Origin of the sequence: Halosegnis marinus, assembly GCF_029338355.1 — an archaeon.
GTDB classification, from domain to species: Archaea; Halobacteriota; Halobacteria; order Halobacteriales; family Haloarculaceae; genus Halosegnis; species Halosegnis marinus.
This window is the reverse complement of record NZ_CP119802.1, coordinates 2,100,322-2,117,861: the sequence shown is the minus strand read 5'-3', so window position 1 is coordinate 2,117,861 and position 17,540 is coordinate 2,100,322. Positions and strand designations below refer to the sequence as shown.

Genomic DNA, 17,540 nt, shown 5'->3' with positions numbered 1-17,540 from the left:
GGCCGCGATGCCCGCGAGGACGCCGAACAGCGCCTCCTTCTCTGTCATACGTCGCGTTGGGGACTCGCGGACAAAAGGCTAATCTTCGCGACGCCCCGAGTACGGGCGTGAGCGACACGGAACCGCGCACCGGCGGCCGGCGGCTCGTGGTGACCCTCTACGTGGGCATCGTCCTGCTCACGGCGGCCATCGGCTTCGTCATCGGCTACATCGGCCCGCAGGGGCTCGACCCCGAGCTGTACGGCTTCATCCAGCTCCCGCCGACGCCGTTCGGGATGGCGCTGTACGGCGGCGCGACTATCGCGACCATCCTCGGCGTGCTCCTCGCCGGCGTCGTCTACGTCTCCGAGAAGTACGACGACGCCGAGCCCGGTCGGTCACCGTGAACGTTTAGCACGCGGCGCGCGAGGCGCCGGTATGCGGCGCGCGCTCGCGCTCTGTGTACTCCTCGTCCTCGCCGGCTGTGGCGCCACGAGCGACGGCGGCACCGCGACCGACACCGTCACCGCGGTCGAGGTCCCCGATGACGCGACGCTAGCGCCGGGACTCGCGGAGTCGGGCGTCGAGCGACCCGACGCGCTGGCCGACGCCCACGCCGGAGTGCTCGCGGACACCTCCTACCGGCTCGTCTCGACCGAAACCGTCCGGTACGCGAACGGGACGCTCCGGGAGTCGCTGACGGTCGACCTCCGGTTGGCGGCCGACCGCGGCTACCTCGTCGACACGGCGACTGCGGGCCCGGCCGCGCCCGTCTTCCTCGGGACACCCCCCGCGAACGCGACGTTCTGGTCCGACGGGGAGACGTACCTCCGGCGGCTCTCGCGGGAGAACACCACGGTGTACAACGAGTTCGAGCCGCGCGAGGGCGGCGGGACGTGGCAGTACTGGGCGCGGACGGTTCCGTTCGGCGGCGGGACGGGCAACCCCCGCGACTTCGTCGAGGACACCTTCGCCGCGGCCGACACCCGGCTCGCGGGCCGGATCGGCGTGAACGGGTCGACGGCGTACCTCGTCGCCGCGAACGCGACGGCCGAGCCGTTCGACCCGGAGTACGCCGACCCGGGGGCGGTCTCGCTTCGCGCGACGGTGACGCGCGCGGGGCTGGTCCGGACCCTGACACTCCGCTACGAGGCGACCGCCGACGGGGAGCCGGTCGTCGTCCGGCGGACCCTCCGCTACCGGAAACTCGGGAACACGACGGCGCCGCGGCCCCCGTGGGCCGAGCGCGTCTAGAAGGCCTCGTCGAACAGCTCGGCGAGCCGTTCGGGCTTCCGGCGGCTCTCCAGCGTCTCGTGGTGGTCGCCGTCCGCGAAGGTGACGGTGGCCGGCGCGGCGTCCACGCCGAACTCGCGGCGGAAGGCGGTCACCTTCTCGCCGTTCACGCCCGCGACGGCGACGCCGTCGGGGACGAGCCCGAGCACCTCGTCGAGTTCGCCCTTCATCGCGTCGCAGGGCGCACAGTGGAGCTTCCAGACGAACACGACCGCGTCGCCGTGTTCGGCGACGAACTCGGCGTAGTCGTCGTCGGTCAGCTCCCGCATGTCCTCGGGAACGGGCGACACCGGCGCCACGTCGGCGACGATGCCGGCCATCGACACGAGGTCGTTCGGGTCGGGGACGGCGCCGCCGTCGTCGAGATACGACCGGAGCGACAGGTACGCGACCAGCTGGTCGCGCGTGATACCCAGCTCCGCGGCCTGCGACTTCGCGTCCGCGACGGACATCTCGAACAGGTCGGCGAGGGTGGCGTGGAAGCGCTCGTCGTCGATGTCCCCGTAGCTGTCGTGATAGACGCGCCGCGCCGAGTCGAACGCTTCCGTGATGGCGACGCGGCCGTCGCGCTCGACGAGCACGTCGCGCTCGCGGAGGTAGTCGTAGCGGTCCGCCGTGGTAGTGAGGTCGGCCGCCATGTTCAGACACCCAGGTACCGCTGGCGCGTCTCGTCGTCGTCGCGCAGCGTCTCGGAGTCGCCGTCGAAGACGATGCGCCCCTGGTCGATGATGTAACACCGGTCGGCGATGCTCATGGCCGCGGCGGCGTTCTGCTCGACGAGGAGGACGGTCGTCCCCGCCTCGTTGATGCGTTCGACGGCGTCCTCCACGTCCTCGATTATCTGGGGCGCGAGCCCCTCGTACGGCTCGTCGAGCATCAGCAGGTCCGGGTTCTGCCGGAGCGCGCGAGCGATGGCGAGCATCTGCTGTTCGCCGCCCGAGAGCGTCCCGGCCATCTGGTTCTGTCGCTCGTCCAGCCGGGGGAACGCCTCGTATATCTCCGAGAGCGGCCGCACGTCGCCCGAGGCCCGGACGGACCGCCCGACCGTGTTCGAGCGGTTGCGCGCCACCTGCGAGAGGTGGAGGTTCTCCTCGACCGTGAGGTTCGGGAAGACGCGCCGCTCCTCGGGGACGAGGCCGATGCCGGACATGGCCACGTCCTCGGCCGGCATCTCGGAGACCGTGTCGCCGCGGAACCGGACCGTGCCCGCCCGGACGTCCGGGGGACGCGCCCCGGCGACGGAGCGCAGCGTCGTGGTCTTGCCGGCGCCGTTCCGGCCGAGCAGGGCACACACCTCGCCCTGCTCGACTTCGAGCGAGAGCGACCGCAGGATGTGGCTCTCGTCGTAGTAGGCGTCGATGTCCTCGACCTCGAGGAGGCTCACAGCTCGACACCCCCGAGGTACGCCTCCTGGACGTCCGGGTCGCCCTGCACCTCGTCGGGGGTCGCGTCGGCGATGACGCTCCCGCGGTTCAACACGGCGATGCGGTCGGCGATGCGGAAGATTATCTCCATGTCGTGTTCGACGAGGACGATGGTGAGGCCGAGTTCGTCCTGGAGCCGCTCGACGAGGTCGACCGTCGCGTCGGTCTCCTCGGGCGACATCCCGGCCGTCGGCTCGTCCATGAACAGCAGGTCCGGCTCCGATGCCAGCGCGATACCGATCTCCAGCCGGCGCTTGTCGCCGTAGGGGAGGCTCGCGGCGTTCGTGTCGCGGTCGCCCCACAGCTCGACGGCGCGCAGCATCTCCTCGGTGGTGTCGTAGACGCCGGTGAAGGAGTCGCGCCGCTTCAGGAAGTCGAAGCGGAACGACCCCCGCTCGGCGGCCATCGCCGCCATCTGGACGTTCTCGCGGACGGTCATCTCCGGGAAGATGGACGCCGTCTGGAACGACTTCGAGACGCCCCGCTGGACGATCTCGTGCGGCTCCTGCCCGGTGATGTCGGTCCCGTCGAAGGTGACGGACCCCTCGGTCGGTTGGAGCAGGCCGGTGACGAGGTTGATGAACGTGGACTTGCCGGCGCCGTTCGGGCCGATGATGGCCCGCGTCTCGCCGGCGTCGACGGTGAGGTCGACGTCGTCCACGGCGGTCAGGCCGCCGAAGCGTTTCGTGAGTCCGTGGGTTTCGAGAATAGCCATGTCAGTCGTCACCCCCGGTCTCCTCGACGTCCTCGACCGGGCGGGGGCCGTCGCCGGTCGGGGACTCGGTGCCGAACCGCTCGGCGATGCGCTCGCCGAGCGAACTCAACGCGCCGTAGATGCCGTCCGGGAAGAAGGCGACCACGAGCACGAACGCCAGCCCGAGCAGGAGCCGCCACAGCGACCCGATCTGGAAGTCGATGATCGGGATGGTGATGCCCTGCACGACCAGCGCGATGTACTCGAAGACGACGGCGCCAAGCAGCGGGCCGGCGAGCGAGCCGACCCCGCCGAGCGCGGTCATGATGACGAAGTCGCCCGAGACGATCCAGTACAGGGTCGCGTTCGGGTGGACCGTGAGGCCGGCCTTCGAGAGCGCGTAGATGCCGCCGCCCGCGCCCGCGAACACTCCCGAGAGAACGAACGCCATCAGCTTGTAGCGGAACACGTCCATCCCGATGAACGCGACCCGCTGTTCGTTCTGCCCGATAGCCTTGAGGATGAGCCCGTACGGCGACTTGATGATGCGGTGGGCGGTCACGATGGCCGCCACGCCGATGAGCGCGGTCAGGACGTAGCCGACCGTCACGTCGAGCCCGTCCGTCAGGGTGAGCGTCAGCCCCGTCAGGTCGAAGAACAGGTCCGACAGCGAGTCGCTCGTCGGCACCGCGCCGGCGATCTCGGCACCGCCCGGCACCGCGAAGGGCGTGTAGCCGTCGTCGCCGTTCGTCAGCCACGCGCCGGGGCCGAACGCGTAGAAGTACAGCATCTGCCCGAACGTCAGGGTCAACACGGCGAAGTAGACGCCCGAGCGCCGGATGGACAGGAAGCCGATGGGCCACGCCAGAAGCGTCGCGGCGACCACCCCGACGAGGATGGCGAGCACGGGGCTCGCGACCACCTCGTTCGAGAAGATGCCCGCCGCGTACGCGGCCGCGCCGAACAGCGCCGCGTGACCGAACGACAGGAGGCCGGTGTAGCCGAGCAGGAGGTTGTAGCCGACCGCGACGATGCCGAACGCGAGGATGAGCGTCGGCAGGCCGACGAAGCCGCCCAGCCCGACCCCGATGAGGTCGTCGAAGACGCCCAGCACGTCGATGAGCAGGAACGGCATCGCCAGCAGCCCGACGAGCGAGACGACGGCGACGAACCGCTCGCTGTGTTTCGCCGCGACGAGCCGGTCGACGAGGTTCGGGTCCGCCGTCGCGGTCCCGCCGTCCGTCCGCGCGTCGTCGCTCATTCGCCCACCTCCACGCTCCCGAACAGCCCCTCGGGCCGGACGAGCAGGAAGACGGCGACGAAGCCGAACAGCACGATCTGTGACCACTGGGGCGCCTGGAACTGGAACACGGCGGCGACCATCCCGAGGACGATGCCCCCGACGATGGCGCCGACGACGCTGCCCGCGCCCCCGACGACGACCGTCAGGAAGGCGGGGACGAGCGCGTTGTTCGTGCCGATACCGGGCGCCACGTCGATGATGGTGCCGCCGACGAGGCCGGCGAGACCGGCCAGCGCCGCGCCGACCCCGAACACCAGCGCGTACGAGCGGGTGATGTCGATACCGAGCAGCCGGACCATCTCGGAGTCGCGGGTGCCGGCCTTCACGACCATCCCGAAGTCCGTGCGCTCGATGACGAGGTACGTCGCCCCGATGAGCAGGAACGTCAGGCCGATGACGACGAACCGCCAGCGCGGGTACTGCCCCACGAAGGGGATGTTCGCCTGCCCGGAGACGACGACCCCGAACAGCTCCTCGGGGGCGTAGCTGGAGAACGGCTGCGAGCCGATGAGCTGTCGCGCCAGCTCCTCGACGATGAGCGCCAGCCCGAACGTGAGGAGCAACTGCTCGACCTCGCTGCGGTCGTACAGCGGCCGCGCGACGAACCGTTCCATCGCCACGCCGATGGCGAACATCAGTATCGGCGTGACGACGAGCGCGACGAGGAAGCTGCTGCCTATGCCGAACGCGGTCGGGTCGGCGACGATGCCGGCGAGCGCGCCCTCCTGAACGGATATCTCGCGGACGACGAGCAGCCCCGTGTACGCGCCGACGAGGTACAGCGCCCCGTGGGCGAGGTTGAGGAACTGCATCGTGCCGAGGATGATGGTCAGTCCGATACCCAACAGCGCGTAGATAGCCCCCTGCTGGAGGCCGGTGATGAGGATACCGGCGACGTCTACCACGCCGCGGTCACCTCCGCGGGGGACGAGCGTTCCGGTCGGTCGCGCCGGCCGGTCGGGGGCGAACCGTCGATGTCGAGGGGTGTAGTGAGAGACATATGTCGTGGAGGCGGGCCTCGGCGCTCAGTTGTCCTCGTCGCCGTAGGTGCCCAGTTCGCAGTTCGCGGCCGGTCCCGCGTCACACGCGTAGCCCGCGGTGTCGCGGTCCGTGGTCCCGACGACGGACAGCAGCGCGTCGTCGGTCTGTTCCTCCACGGGCAGGCCCTCCACGACGTACACGTCGCGCATCGACTGGTGGTCGCAGGCGCGCGCCTCCGCCTCGCCGATGCCGGTGTTGCTGTACGTCTGGTCCTCCATTTCGCGGATGACCTCGGGCGGGTAGAACGTCTCCGCGCGCTCGACGGCCGCGGCGTACCGCATCGTCGCGGAGTACGCCAGCCGGGCCGCGTACGACGGGGCCGTCCCCTCCGCCTCGCGGTACGCCTCGGTGAAGGCGTTCGAGTACTCGTTGTCCACCTGCCAGTTCCAGTCGACGGTGCCGAGCACGCCGTCGATGTTGTCGCTCGCCGCGTTGGCCGCGATCTTGTCGTACAGCGGGACGACGATCTCCATGTCGTCGTCGAGGCCGGCGTCGAACGCCGCCGGGATGGAGTTCGCCGCGTCCGCGCCGAAGTGGATGAGCAGCAGTACGTCCGTCTCCTCGCGCGGCACGTCCTGCATGTACGGCGAGAAGTCCGAGGTGCCGAGCGGCGTCGGCGCCGCCTCCACCTGGTTCCAGCCTCGCTCCTCGAGGAACTCCTTCATCGAGTCGCGGTTCGAGGTCCCCCACGTGTAGTCCGCGTACATCGAGTAGAAGTTCTGGTCCTCGCCGAACTGGTCGACGAGGATGGGCGCCAGCGCCTTCCCCGTCATGTACGCGTTGTGCATCTCGCGGAAGCCGTACCGGACGCAGTCGGCCCCCTGGGTCGCGTTCGAGTGGGTCAGACAGGACATGAACTGCACGCGCTCCTGTTGACACAGCTTCTGCTGGGAGATGGCGACCGACGAGGAGACCCCGCCGGTTATCATGATGGCCCCGTCCGACCGTATCATCTGCGTCGCCGACTCCTCGGCCGTGGCCGGGTCGGTCGCGGTGTCGCCCGACACCGAGGTCACGGTCTTGTCGAGGATACCCCCCGACGAGAGGTCGTCCCACATATCGACCCAGCCGCCGCCGTTGTTGAGGTGTTCGACCGCGAGGTTGTACGCCCGCAGTTCGTCGTTCCCCTCGGAGGCGTACGCCCCCGACTGGGGGACGTTGAACCCGAGCGTCACCTCGTCGCCCTCGACCGGGTAGTTCCCGAGTTCGGGGTACTCCGAGGAGCCGCCGCCGCCCCCGATACAGCCCGCGAGGCCGGCGATGCCCGCCGCCCCGGCACCCTTCAGTACGTCACGTCGTTCCATGGTGTTCTGACTCACGCCAGAGGTTGCCAGGAACTAATGGTACATAAACGACCGATATAATTATCCCAAGCCAGCGGGAGGAAGCCGCGAACGGACGGTTTCCGTCCGCGCCGGCGCGTCGCTCGCGGGCGCGCGGACGGCGTCGAGAACGGGAAGGGTCGGGCCGGTCAGTCGCCGTGGACCTGTTCGCGGATGCGCTCCGGAACGGAGGGGTCCCGCAGCGTCGTCGTGTTACCCAGTTCGTCGCCGTTGGAGATGTTCTCCAGCAGGCGGCGCATTATCTTCCCCGAGCGCGTCTTCGGGAGGTCGTCCACGAAGACGACGTTCGCGGGGCGGGCGAACTTCCCGATCTCCTCCTCGACGGCGGCGATTATCTCGGCTTTCACCTCGTCGCTCTCCTCGATGCCCTCGCGGAGAACGACGTACACGTCCGGCACCTCGCCCTTCTCGGCGTCCTCGCGGGCGGCGACCGCGGCCTCGGCGACCTTCTCGACCTCCGAGACGGCGGATTCGAGCTCCATCGTCCCGAGGCGGTGGCCGGCGACGTTCATCACGTCGTCGAGCCGACCGAGCACGCGCCAGTACCCGTCCTGTGCCTGGACGGCCCCGTCGCCCGCCTTGTAGTTCCAGTCGCGCCAGTCGTCGGAGTCGGTGTCCGAGAAGTCCGCCCAGTAGGTGTCGATGAACCGCTCGTCGTTGCCGTAGACTGTCTGGAGCATCGACGGCCACGGCTTCTCGATTATCAGGTTCCCGGCCTGTCCGCTCGCCTCCGGCAGTTTGTCGCCCGAGTCGTCCACGAGCGCGGGTTCGATGCCCGGACACGCCTTCCCGGCGCTCCCGGGCTTCATGTCCTCCAGCGCGGGGAGGTTCGTGATGAGGTGGCCGCCCGTCTCCGTCTGCCACCACGTGTCCACGATGACGGCGTCCTCGTCGCCGATGTGCTTGTAGTACCACAGCCACGCCTCCGGCTGGATCGGCTCGCCGACCGTCGTCATGTGCCGGAAGTCGAAGTCGTACTCCTCGGGGTACTCCTCGCCCCACTTCATGAACATCCGCACCGCGGTCGGGGAGGTGTGGAAGATGTCCACGTCGTACCGCTCCGCTATCTCCCAGATACGGCCCTTGTGCGGGTAGTCGGGCGTGTCCTCGTACATCACGCTCGTCGTGCCGAGCGCGAGCGGGCCGTAGACGATGTAGGAGTGGCCCGTAATCCAGCCGATGTCCGCGGCACACCAGTAGGTGTCCTCCGGCTTGATGTCGAGGACGTTCTTCGAGGTTGCGGCCGCATACGCGAGATACCCCCCGGTGCGGTGTTGACACCCCTTCGGCTTGCCGGTGGTCCCCGAGGTGTACATCAGGAAGAGCGGGTCCTCGGCGTCGCGCGACACCGGCTCGACCCGCTCGCGCTCGTGCTCGGCGAGCAGGTCGTCAACGGGCGTGTAGTCGTCCGAGACGTCGGCGTTCGGCTCGTCGTGGCGGTAGTGGACGAGCACTTCGGGGTCGTTGTCGGCCGACTCGACCCCCTCGTCGGCCTTCTCGATGTGGTCGAGGAACTCGCCGCGGCGGTAGTAGCCGTCGATGGTGACGACGTAGTCGGAGTCGGCGGAGTCGACGCGCTCGGCGAGCGCCTGCGCCGAGAAGCCGGCGAAGACGACGGAGTGGGGCGCGCCGATGCGGGCACACGCCAGCATCGTGACCGGGAGGGCGGGCACCATCGGGAGGTGGACGGTGACCACGTCGTCCTCCTCGACGCCGATCGAGCGGAGGGCGGCGGCCATCTCGTTGACCCGGACGTAGAGGTCCTGATACGTGATGTTCTCCTGCTCGCCGTCCGAGCCCTCCCACAGCAGGGCCGTCTGGTTCTTCCGCTCGTCGAGGTGGCGGTCGACGCAGTTGTAGGAGGCGTTGAGCTTGCCGCCGACGAACCACTCGAAGAAGGGCGGGTTCGAGCCGTCGAACGTCTCGTCCCAGCGCTCGTCCCAGTCGAGGAGTTCGGCGTAGCGGTCGAACCCCTCGGGGAACTCCCCCACCTCGTCGTGGATGGCCGGGTCCGTGGCGTTCGCCTGCCCGACGAACTTCGATGGCGGGCGGAAGTAGTCCTGCTCCCGGAGCCGTGCTTCCAGTTGCACGTCGGTATCGTCTGACTCGGACATGCTACCCGCTACCACCTACAGGAGTATATTAATCACGCCACCTAACTATCCCAACTCCCGGCCGACGACGGCCCGCGCTACGTCTCGCCGTCGAAGAAGGCCGCGAGGAGCTTCCGCTGAGCGCGGCGCAGGTGGTTGTGGAGCGTCGGCGAGGAGACGCCGATGGAGTCGGCCAGTTCCTCGGCGGTCGAGCCGCGCGGCCAGTCGAAGTAGCCGGCGTGGTAGGCGGCCTGCAACACCGAGCGCTGCCGGTCGGTGAGCCGCTCCTCCAGCGCCTGCTGGAACTCCGTCGGCGTCCGCACCGAGCGCTCGACCTCGCGCTTGGCGACGAGGCGCACGCCCGGGAACCGCTCGGCGACCCCCTCCACGAGGTCGCGGACGTCCGCGTTCGGGGCCGTCTCGCAGGTGAGCCGCGCCGCGCCCTCCTCCGCCCCGAGGTCGGTGACGTGTGCCCCGCGCGCGATGAGCTCCCCGAGCAGGGAGTCGCCGGGCGCGGTCACCTCCAGCAGCGAGGCGTCGCTGGCCGCGGCGATGAGTCGCGCCGATTCGGCGGCGTCGCCGAAGTGGTCCAGCGCCGCCTCGGTCGGCACCCCCTCGACGGAGACGTAGTAGAGCAGGGCGTCGCCGTCGAGCGGCACCAGCCCCTCGACGGAGAGCGCACAGCCGAGCGTCGCGGAGGCCCCGACGAACAGCGAGTCGCGGTCGGTGCTCCGCAGTTCGAGTTCGAGCACGGCGTCCGCGAGCAGGAGCCGCTTCCACTCGACGGCCGCGAGCGTCTCGGCGGCCCATCCCCCGAAGGCGGCGAGCGCCCGCCGCTCGTAGTCCCCGGGGTCGCCCGCGGGCGCGACCACGAGCACACCGTAGCCCGTGTCGCCGGCCGAGAGCGGCACGGCGACGAGCGGGTTCGGCCCGTCGCGGACGGTCGTCCGGTCGTCGGTCGCCGCGGCCGCCGCGAACGCCGCGGCGTCCTCGGGCGGCTCCGTCCCGCCCGCATCCACGACGGGCTCGGCGCCGGTCTCGACCGGCGCGTCGAACGCCCACGCCCCCCGGTAGGCGTCGCCCTCGACCAGCCCCGAGCAGGCCCGCGAGAGGACCCCCGCCCGCGTCGAGCCGGCGTCGAGCGATTCCCCGACGGCGAGCACCCGCGACTGGACGGCGTCGAGCCGTCCACCGCTCGGCCGGTCCGAACGGTCGTCGCCGGGGTCGAACACCGCGAGGAAGCCGGTCGGTCGGGGAGTGCCGCCGACCGCCGAGACGGCGAGCGTCCCCTCGGCCGCGTCGCCGTCCGGGGCGAGGACGGCACGGCCCCGCCAGGTCTCGCCGGACAGCGCCGTCTCCCAGAGGCCGGCGGTGTCGTCGACGGCGACCAGCTCCGCGAGGTCGCGGCCGGCCGGCGCCCCGTCCGTCAGGGCCGCGAACCGGTCGGTCGCGCGCTCGACCCCGCCGTCGGCGTCGAGCAGCAGCGCGGGCCGGTCGAGTGCGTCGAACGCGGCCCGGAACCGGTCGTCGCCCGCCGCGCCCGCCCGGGCGAACGCCGCCGCGACGGTACCGCGCCCCACGTCCGCGGGGTCGTCGGCGATGCCGTCGAGCCGTCGCCAGCCGCCGACCGTCATCACGACGGCGGGCGGCACGCCCCGGCGGAGCTGTGTCCGCGCGAAGTGGCGTCGCAGGTCCGCGGTGGATGCGTCCGCGAGCGGGTCGCCCTCGCCGTCGGCCGCCTCGGCCGCGGTCTCGCCGACGAGCATCTGGAGCCGGCGCGCGCTCACCGCGAACACCGGCTCGTCGTCGCCGCGGCCGTTCGACGCGACGTAGCGGTCGAGGTCGCGCTTCACCTCCCCGGGGAGGTAGGCGTCGCGGCCGCCGCCGTCGCCGTCGCGAACCGCGATGAAGTAGTGGAGCGCGCCCTCGTGGACGCGCGCCGTCACGTCCGCCGGGCGGAGGCGAGCGGCCTCCCCGGGTGTCAGACCCGCCTCGCCGCAGAGCCGTATCGCGAGTCGGCGCCGGTACGTGTCGGCCGCGCGCCGCAGCCGCTCGTAGTCCGCCGCGTCGAGCCCCCCGGCCCCCTGTGTCCGCCCCATCGGTTCGCAGGATTGTCACAACGCGAAATAAAACTACCGGCGAAACGCGCCCGAAGTAACGCGCGAGCCCCCTCGCTGCCGTTGTGGCCGTCATACACGCGCGAAAGTCGTTTCGGAAACTCGCGAGAGGGCGAAACTCAGCCGTCGTCCACGACCGTCTCTATCTCGCCGACCGTCTCGGGGTTGCGCAGCGCGGAGGTGTCGCCGTACTCCTCGCCGTCCGCGATGGCCCCGAGCAGGCGGCGCATTATCTTCCCCGAGTGGGTCTTCGGGAGGTCGGGGGTGAAGACGATGGCGCCGAAGCGGGCGGTCGGCCCGAGTCGTTCGGCGACGTGGTCGGCGATGCGCTCGCGCATGGCCGCGTCGCCGGAGCGGCCCCGCTCCGTGCAGACGTAGGCGACGGCGGTGCCACCGCGCTCGCTCGACTCGACGACCGCGGCCTCGGCGACGCCGTCCGTCTCGATGACGGCGCTCTCGAGCGTCGCCGGGCCGAAGGCGGTGTTGCCGACCGTGACGGTGTCGTCCTCGCGCCCGAGGAAGGTGACGTAGCCGTCGCCGTCCACGACCGCGCGGTCGCTCGTCACGTAGAGCCAGTCGTCGCCCGCGCCGCCCGCCTCGCGCGCGAGCGAACGGGACATCCCGGGCCACGGCGTCGTCACGGCGAGGTGGCCGGGGTCGCCCTCGGCCACGGGGTCGCCCTCGCGGTCCACGGCGGCGACGTCGACGCCGGGGACCGCGGGGCCGGCGCTTCCGGGCTTCATGTCGTCGACCCCCGGGACCGTCGAGACGAGCACGCCGCCCGTCTCCGTCTGCCACCAGGTATCGACGACCGGGCACTCGCGGCGCCCGACGTGGTCGCGGTACCAGTTCCACGCCCGCGGGTCGATGGGCTCGCCGACCATCCCGAGGAGGCGGAGCGAGGAGAGGTCGTGGCTCGCCGGGTACTCCTCGCCCCACTTCATGAACGCGCGGACGGCCGTCGAGGCCGTGTAGAAGGTATCGACGCGGTGGCGCTCGACGAGGCCCCACAGCCGGTCCTTCGCCGGCTGGTCGGGCGCGCCCTCGTACAGCAGGGTGGTCGCGCCGAGCGCGAGCGGCGCGTACACCATGTAGGAGTGGCCGGTGATCCACGCCGCGTCGGCGGCACACCAGTGGGTGTCCGTCGGCTTGATGTCGAGGACCGAGTGGCCGGTCCACGCGACGTGGGCGAGGTAGCCGCCCGTCGTGTGGGTCACCCGCGAGGGTTCACCCGTCGTCCCCGAGGTGTAGATGACGAACAGCGGGTCCGTCGCGTCGCGGGCGACGGGTGCGACGGTCTCGCCGCGGTGGCCGTCGAGCAGGTCCTCGTAGCGGCGGTGGTCGTCGCTCAGGTAGACGCCGTCGTCAAGCCGGCCGACGACGACCGTCTCCACGGCGTGGTCGACCGCCATCCGGGCGTTGTCCGCGGTCGTGAGCTGATTGACGGCGTTCCCCCGCCGGTAGTAGCCGTCGCAGGTGACGAGGTATCCGGACTCGGTTCGGCGCAGTCGGGCCGCGAGTTCGTCCGCCGAAAAGCCGGCGAAGACGACGTTGTGGAGCGCGCCCAGCCGCGCACAGGCGAGCATCGTCACGACGAGTTCGGGGACGTTCGGGAGGTAGGTGGTGACCACGTCGTCCGCCTCGACCCCGAGGTCGCGCAGCGCGGCGGCGGCCTCGTTCACCTCGCGGTGGAGGTCGAGGTAGGTGTAGGTGCGGGCGTCGCCGGTCGCGCCCTCCCAGCGGAGCGCGACCCGGTTCTTCCGCTCCTCGAGGTGGCGGTCGAGACAGTTCGCGGCCGCGTTGAGCCGCCCGTCGGCGAACCACTCCAGGCCGCCGTCGTCGCGCAGCACCGTCTCGTACTCGCGGTCCCAGTCCAGCAGGTCGGCGGCGCGCGCCCACGCCTCGACGCCCTCCTCGGCGAACTCCTCACGGATACCCGCCGTGACGTTCGCGCTCCCGACGAAACCCGACGGGGGCGCGACGCGGTCGCCGCGCCCCGGCTCGTTGTCCGTCCCCATTCCGTTACGGGAACCGCTTTGGCGAACCGGCGTATAAGCGTTCTGTCGAGCCCGTCACGCGAGCCCGATCTTCTCGGAGTACTGGCCGTACTGCTCGGAGAACGTCTCCATCACCTCGCCCATCGTCGCGTACGCCTTCACCGCGTCGACGATGAACGGCATCACGTTCTCGTCGTTCTCGATGGCGTCCGCGAGGTCGTCGAGGCGTGCCTCGACCTCGTCGTCGTCGCGCTCGCGCTTGACGCGGGCGAGCCGGTCGAGCTGCGTCTCCTGGGTGTCCTCGTCCACGTGGAGGATGTCGATGTCCGGGTCCTCGTCGATGGTGTAGTCGTTGACCCCGACGACGGTCTCCTCGCCCGCGTCCACGCGCTTCTGGTACTCGTAGCTCGCCTCCTGTATCTCGCGGTGGAAGTAGCCCTGGTCGATGCCGTCGAGGACGCCGTCGCGGACGGAGCCGTCGCCGATGTCGCGTATCTCCTCGATGTACGCGAGTATCTCCGACTCCATCTCGTCGGTGAGCTTCTCGACGGCGAACGAGCCCCCGAGCGGGTCGACGATGTCGCCGACGCCGGACTCCTCGGCGAGTATCTGCTGGGTGCGCAGCGCGACCCGAACCGCCTCCTCGGAGGGGAGCGCGAGCGCCTCGTCGTAGCTGTTCGTGTGGAGGCTCTGGGTGCCGCCGAGCACCGCCGCGGTCGCCTGTAGCGTCGTGCGGACGACGTTGTTGAGCGGCTGTTGGGCGGTGAGCGACTGGCCGGCCGTCTGGGTGTGGAACTTCAGCCGCTTCGACTCGGGCTTCTCGGCGTCGTACCACTCGTCCATCAGGCGGGCGTAGACGCGGCGCGAGGCGCGGAACTTCGCCACCTCCTCGAAGACGGAGTTGTGGGAGTTGAAGAAGAAGGAGAGCAGCGGGGCGAACTCGTCCACGTCGAGGCCGCGCTCCATCGCGTCCTCCACGTAGGCGAAGCCGTCGGCGAGGGTGAACGCCGCCTCCTGGGCCGCCGTCGAGCCGGCCTCGCGGATGTGGTAGCCCGACACGGAGACGGGGTGGATACCGGGCGTCTCCGCGACGGCGTACTCGATGGTGTCCGTCACCACGTCGAGGGAAGGGCCCGGCGGGATGACCCACTCCTTCTGCGCGATGAACTCCTTGAGCATGTCGTTCTGGAGGGTGCCGCGTATCTCCGTGCGGTCGATACCCTTCCGGTCGGCGAGCGCGACGTACATCGCGTAGATCACGGCCGCGCTCGGGTTGATGGTGAAGGAGGTCGAGACCTCGCCGATGTCGATGCCGTCGAACAGCACCTCCATGTCGGCGAGCGTGTCGACGGCGACGCCCTCCTTGCCGACCTCGCCGTCGGACATCGGGTGGTCGGAGTCGAGCCCCATCAGCGAGGGCATGTCGAACGCGACCGAGAGGCCGGTCTGCCCCTCGTCGATGAGGTAGTGGAACCGCCGGTTCGTCTCCTCGGCGGTCCCGAAGCCCGCGAACTGCCGCATCGTCCACGTCCGGCCGCGGTACATCGTCGGGTACGCCCCCCGGGTGTACGGCTCCTCGCCGGGAAAGCCGAGGTCCTCCTCGTAGTCGAGGTCCGCCACGTCCTCGGGGGTGTAGAGGCGGTCGACCTCGTGGTTCGAGACGGTCGCGAAGCGGTCCTTCCGCTCGCCGTACTCCAGGTACTCCGAGAGGGTCTCGTCCTCCCACTCCTCGCGGGACTCGCGTATCGCCGCGAGTTCCTCCTCGTCGAACATGGACCCGGCTACGGTGAGCCGCCTAAAGAAGCTTTAGCAAGGCTTGCCGGTGTTACTCCTCCTGGAGCCGCTTCGTCGTCTCCACGAGCGGGTGGTGTGCGTAGTCGACCTCCTCGATGTCGGCCACCGAGTCGAGGCCCTCCTTGCGGGCCGTCTCGGCCATCCCCAGTTCCACCGGCTCGTCGAGCACGATGACGTACGCGTCCATCTCCTCGATGCCGAGCCGGTGGGCCGCCTTCACGCGGTGGTGGCCGTCCGCGAGCAGGAGGCGGCCGTCGCCGCCCGGCCCCCGGCGGACGGGGCTGTCGATGACGACGAGCGGCTCCGCGAGCCCGTTCTCCAGCTCGTAGCTGCGGCCCTCCAGTTCGTCCGTGTACACCTTGCTCTGGGTCGGCGTCAGATCGGCGAGCCTCACGGTTCGGCGCTCCTCGCGCGTCCCCACGTCGTGGATGTTCGTCAGCGTCTTCATGAGCTTCGCCACCTTGTCCGGGGTCGCGCGCTCTATCTGGGAGCGCACCACGTCGGCGTTCGAGATGATGCCAACGAGGTTCCCCGCGTCGTCGACGACGGGGAGCCGCTGGATGCCCGACCGGAGGATGACCCGCGCGGCGTCGGTTATCTTCATGTCCGGGTGGGCGACGATGATGTCGTCGGTCATCACGGTGAAGATGGGCGCCTCGTCGTCGGCGAGCAGCAGGTCGCGCGCCGTGATGAACCCCTCGACGCGCCGGCCGCTCGTCACCGGGAACCCCGAGTGGGTCTCCTCGCTCTCGGCGATGCGGCGGGCCACCTCCGCGACGGTGTCGTCCGGCGAGACGGTCGCCACGTCCCGCGTCATGTAGTCGCGGACCTCGGGCTTGCCGTCGAGCGTCCCCTGTGCCATGCCCCGAGCGAGGACGGCGGCGCGCAAAAACCCCGCGCCCCGTCAGTCGCCGTCGCCGCGCTCGGGCGAGCGGTCGAGCGTGCCGAGGTACTCGCCGTCGGCGTACACGGCTCGTGCCGCGGTGTTTTCCCCTACGCCGAGCGTCTCGAAGAAGCGGTCCGTGATGACGCCGCGGATGACCTCGTCGGTGTCCTCCTCGTCGTCCGCGAGCCCGCCGACGGGTATCTGGGCGCCCGCCATGTCGGCGTGGCCGCCCGCGGAGCCGATCTGTCCGAACGCCTCGCGGAGCGCCTCCCCGAGGTCGAGGTCCGTCCCGCGTGCGCGCGCGGACACGAACACGGTGTCGTCGACCGTCCCGAAGACGAGCGTCGTTGTCACCCCCTCCAGCCCGAGCAGCTGGTCCGCCGCCTGTGCGAGCGCGTCGCGGTCGCCGATGTCGCCGACGTAGGTCGTCACCACGTCCTCGCGCACGTCGCGGGCGGTGATGGCGCGCGCGAGTATCTCGTACGTCTCGACGCTGACGCTGGGCGATTCGATGCGTTCGAGCATCGCGGCGTCGGCGTGCGGGACGAGATACGCCGCCGCGTCGAAGTCCTCGCCGGCGACCTCCCGCGAGAAGTCCCGGGTGTCGACCTGGATGCCGAACAGCAGGGCGGTAGCGAGCGACGGCGTCGGCTCGATGCCGAGCTTCCGGAGGTAGCCCGTGAGGAGCGTCGAGGTCGCGCCCACGTCCGAGCGGAGGTCCACGAACCGCGCCTCGACGGGTGCGCGCGGCGGGTGGTGGTCGATGACCACGTCCACCTCGGTGTCCTCCGGGAGCTGGTCGTTCACCCCGGGCCGGGAGTGGTCCACGAGCGCGACGGAGCCGAACCGCGAGAGGTCCTCGTCGGGGTCGAGTTCGGTCAGTTCGAACTCAAGCAGGTTCACGAGCGCGCGGTTCTCCTGGTGGTTGATGTCCCCGAAGTAACACGCCTCCGCGGGCGTTCCGGCGCGTTCCGCGACGTGTTTCAGCGCGACGGCGCTGGCGATGGCGTCGGGGTCGGGGTTGTCGTGGGCGATGACGGCGAGCGGGGCGGCGGCGTTCCGCAGGACGCGCTTCAGCCGGCGGGTGCGGAGGCCGGCGTCGCCGACCCGCTCCATGAGGAACTCCGATATCTCCGCGCGGGGGTCGACCACGTCGTCCGCGACGGCGGTGAGCGCCGTCATGTCCGCGTCCGTCGGGGCGCGGCCGGCGAACGCGAACAGCCGCGCGTCGGGGTACCGCTCGGCGGCGACGCGGACGGCCGCGCGGTTGCGGGCGGGGTCGTCGCTCCCGACGATGACCGTCTCGGGGTCGAAGGGGACCTCCGCGAGCACGTCTGGGTCCGTCGGGTCGCCGCGGGTGGCGGCGATTCCGTCCGACCGAAGGGTTTCGACGCGGTGTTCGTCGGTCGTCACGACATGGACGCGGCCGTTCCCCGCGACGGCGAGGCGGCGGCCGACCGACCCGCACCCCAACACGAGCCGGGATGGCATATCCCGAGCTACCGCGGCCACGCGGTAAAAGCCACCGTTCGGGCGGGCCGACGGCTCCCCGGGAGGAGAACGTGGAGAACGCGAC

14 protein-coding genes are annotated in these 17,540 nt (G+C 70.5%); 2 read left to right on the top strand and 12 right to left on the bottom strand.

The annotated features are described in order from the left end of the window. The first annotated feature begins 107 nt into the window (after positions 1-107). Positions 108-386: a DUF7520 family protein gene (locus P2T37_RS11755; RefSeq protein WP_276234135.1), complete on the top strand. Its 279-nt coding sequence runs from the start codon at positions 108-110 to the stop codon at positions 384-386. A gap of 31 nt (positions 387-417) precedes the next feature. Then, a complete protein-coding gene (locus P2T37_RS11750) occupies positions 418-1,233 on the top strand; it encodes a DUF7537 family lipoprotein (protein WP_276234134.1) in 816 nt (271 codons plus the stop codon). Here P2T37_RS11750 and P2T37_RS11745 read toward each other — a convergent pair. The 12 genes from P2T37_RS11745 to P2T37_RS11690 all read right to left on the bottom strand — a co-directional run bounded on the left by P2T37_RS11745 (position 1,230) and on the right by P2T37_RS11690 (position 17,455). After that, positions 1,230-1,910 carry a thioredoxin family protein gene (locus tag P2T37_RS11745; RefSeq protein WP_276234133.1) on the bottom strand — a complete coding sequence of 227 codons (681 nt, stop codon included), beginning with the start codon at positions 1,908-1,910 and terminating at the stop codon, positions 1,230-1,232. The two genes, P2T37_RS11750 and P2T37_RS11745, sit on opposite strands and share 4 nt — an antisense overlap. Positions 1,911-1,912: 2 nt before the next feature. Beyond that, positions 1,913-2,656, bottom strand: coding sequence for an ABC transporter ATP-binding protein (locus P2T37_RS11740; protein ID WP_276234131.1), 744 nt, complete (start codon positions 2,654-2,656; stop codon positions 1,913-1,915). Beyond that, the gene (locus tag P2T37_RS11735) at positions 2,653-3,411 is read right to left on the bottom strand and encodes an ABC transporter ATP-binding protein (RefSeq protein WP_276234130.1); all 759 of its coding nucleotides are present in this window, start codon (positions 3,409-3,411) and stop codon (positions 2,653-2,655) included. The genes P2T37_RS11740 and P2T37_RS11735 overlap by 4 nt, the downstream gene beginning before the upstream one ends. A gap of 1 nt (position 3,412) precedes the next feature. Beyond that, positions 3,413-4,651, bottom strand: coding sequence for a branched-chain amino acid ABC transporter permease (locus P2T37_RS11730; RefSeq protein ID WP_276234129.1), 1,239 nt, complete (start codon positions 4,649-4,651; stop codon positions 3,413-3,415). Further along, positions 4,648-5,598, bottom strand: coding sequence for a branched-chain amino acid ABC transporter permease (locus P2T37_RS11725; RefSeq protein WP_276234128.1), 951 nt, complete (start codon positions 5,596-5,598; stop codon positions 4,648-4,650). Before P2T37_RS11725 ends, P2T37_RS11730 begins: the two co-directional genes overlap by 4 nt. Before the next feature lie 120 nt (positions 5,599-5,718). Next, positions 5,719-7,038, bottom strand: a complete 1,320-nt coding sequence (locus P2T37_RS11720) for a substrate-binding protein (protein WP_276234127.1) — start codon at positions 7,036-7,038, stop codon at positions 5,719-5,721. A 167-nt stretch (positions 7,039-7,205) separates the two neighbouring features. Then, positions 7,206-9,191 carry an acetate--CoA ligase gene (gene acs, locus P2T37_RS11715; protein WP_276234126.1) on the bottom strand — a complete coding sequence of 662 codons (1,986 nt, stop codon included), beginning with the start codon at positions 9,189-9,191 and terminating at the stop codon, positions 7,206-7,208. A gap of 77 nt (positions 9,192-9,268) precedes the next feature. Beyond that, positions 9,269-11,269: a bacterio-opsin activator domain-containing protein gene (locus tag P2T37_RS11710; protein ID WP_276234125.1), complete on the bottom strand. Its 2,001-nt coding sequence runs from the start codon at positions 11,267-11,269 to the stop codon at positions 9,269-9,271. Between the two features lie 137 nt (positions 11,270-11,406). Continuing rightward, on the bottom strand, positions 11,407-13,305 hold the full coding sequence (locus tag P2T37_RS11705) for an acetate--CoA ligase (RefSeq protein ID WP_276234124.1): 1,899 nt from the start codon (positions 13,303-13,305) through the stop codon (positions 11,407-11,409). Between the two features lie 54 nt (positions 13,306-13,359). Further along, the gene (locus tag P2T37_RS11700; protein WP_276234123.1) at positions 13,360-15,057 is read right to left on the bottom strand and encodes a methylmalonyl-CoA mutase family protein; all 1,698 of its coding nucleotides are present in this window, start codon (positions 15,055-15,057) and stop codon (positions 13,360-13,362) included. 52 nt (positions 15,058-15,109) lie between these two features. Further along, the gene (locus P2T37_RS11695; RefSeq protein ID WP_276234122.1) at positions 15,110-15,940 is read right to left on the bottom strand and encodes a CBS pair associated ParBc domain-containing protein; all 831 of its coding nucleotides are present in this window, start codon (positions 15,938-15,940) and stop codon (positions 15,110-15,112) included. Between the two features lie 42 nt (positions 15,941-15,982). Continuing rightward, positions 15,983-17,455, bottom strand: a complete 1,473-nt coding sequence (locus P2T37_RS11690) for a DHH family phosphoesterase (RefSeq protein ID WP_276234121.1) — start codon at positions 17,453-17,455, stop codon at positions 15,983-15,985. Positions 17,456-17,540: the final 85 nt, after the last annotated feature.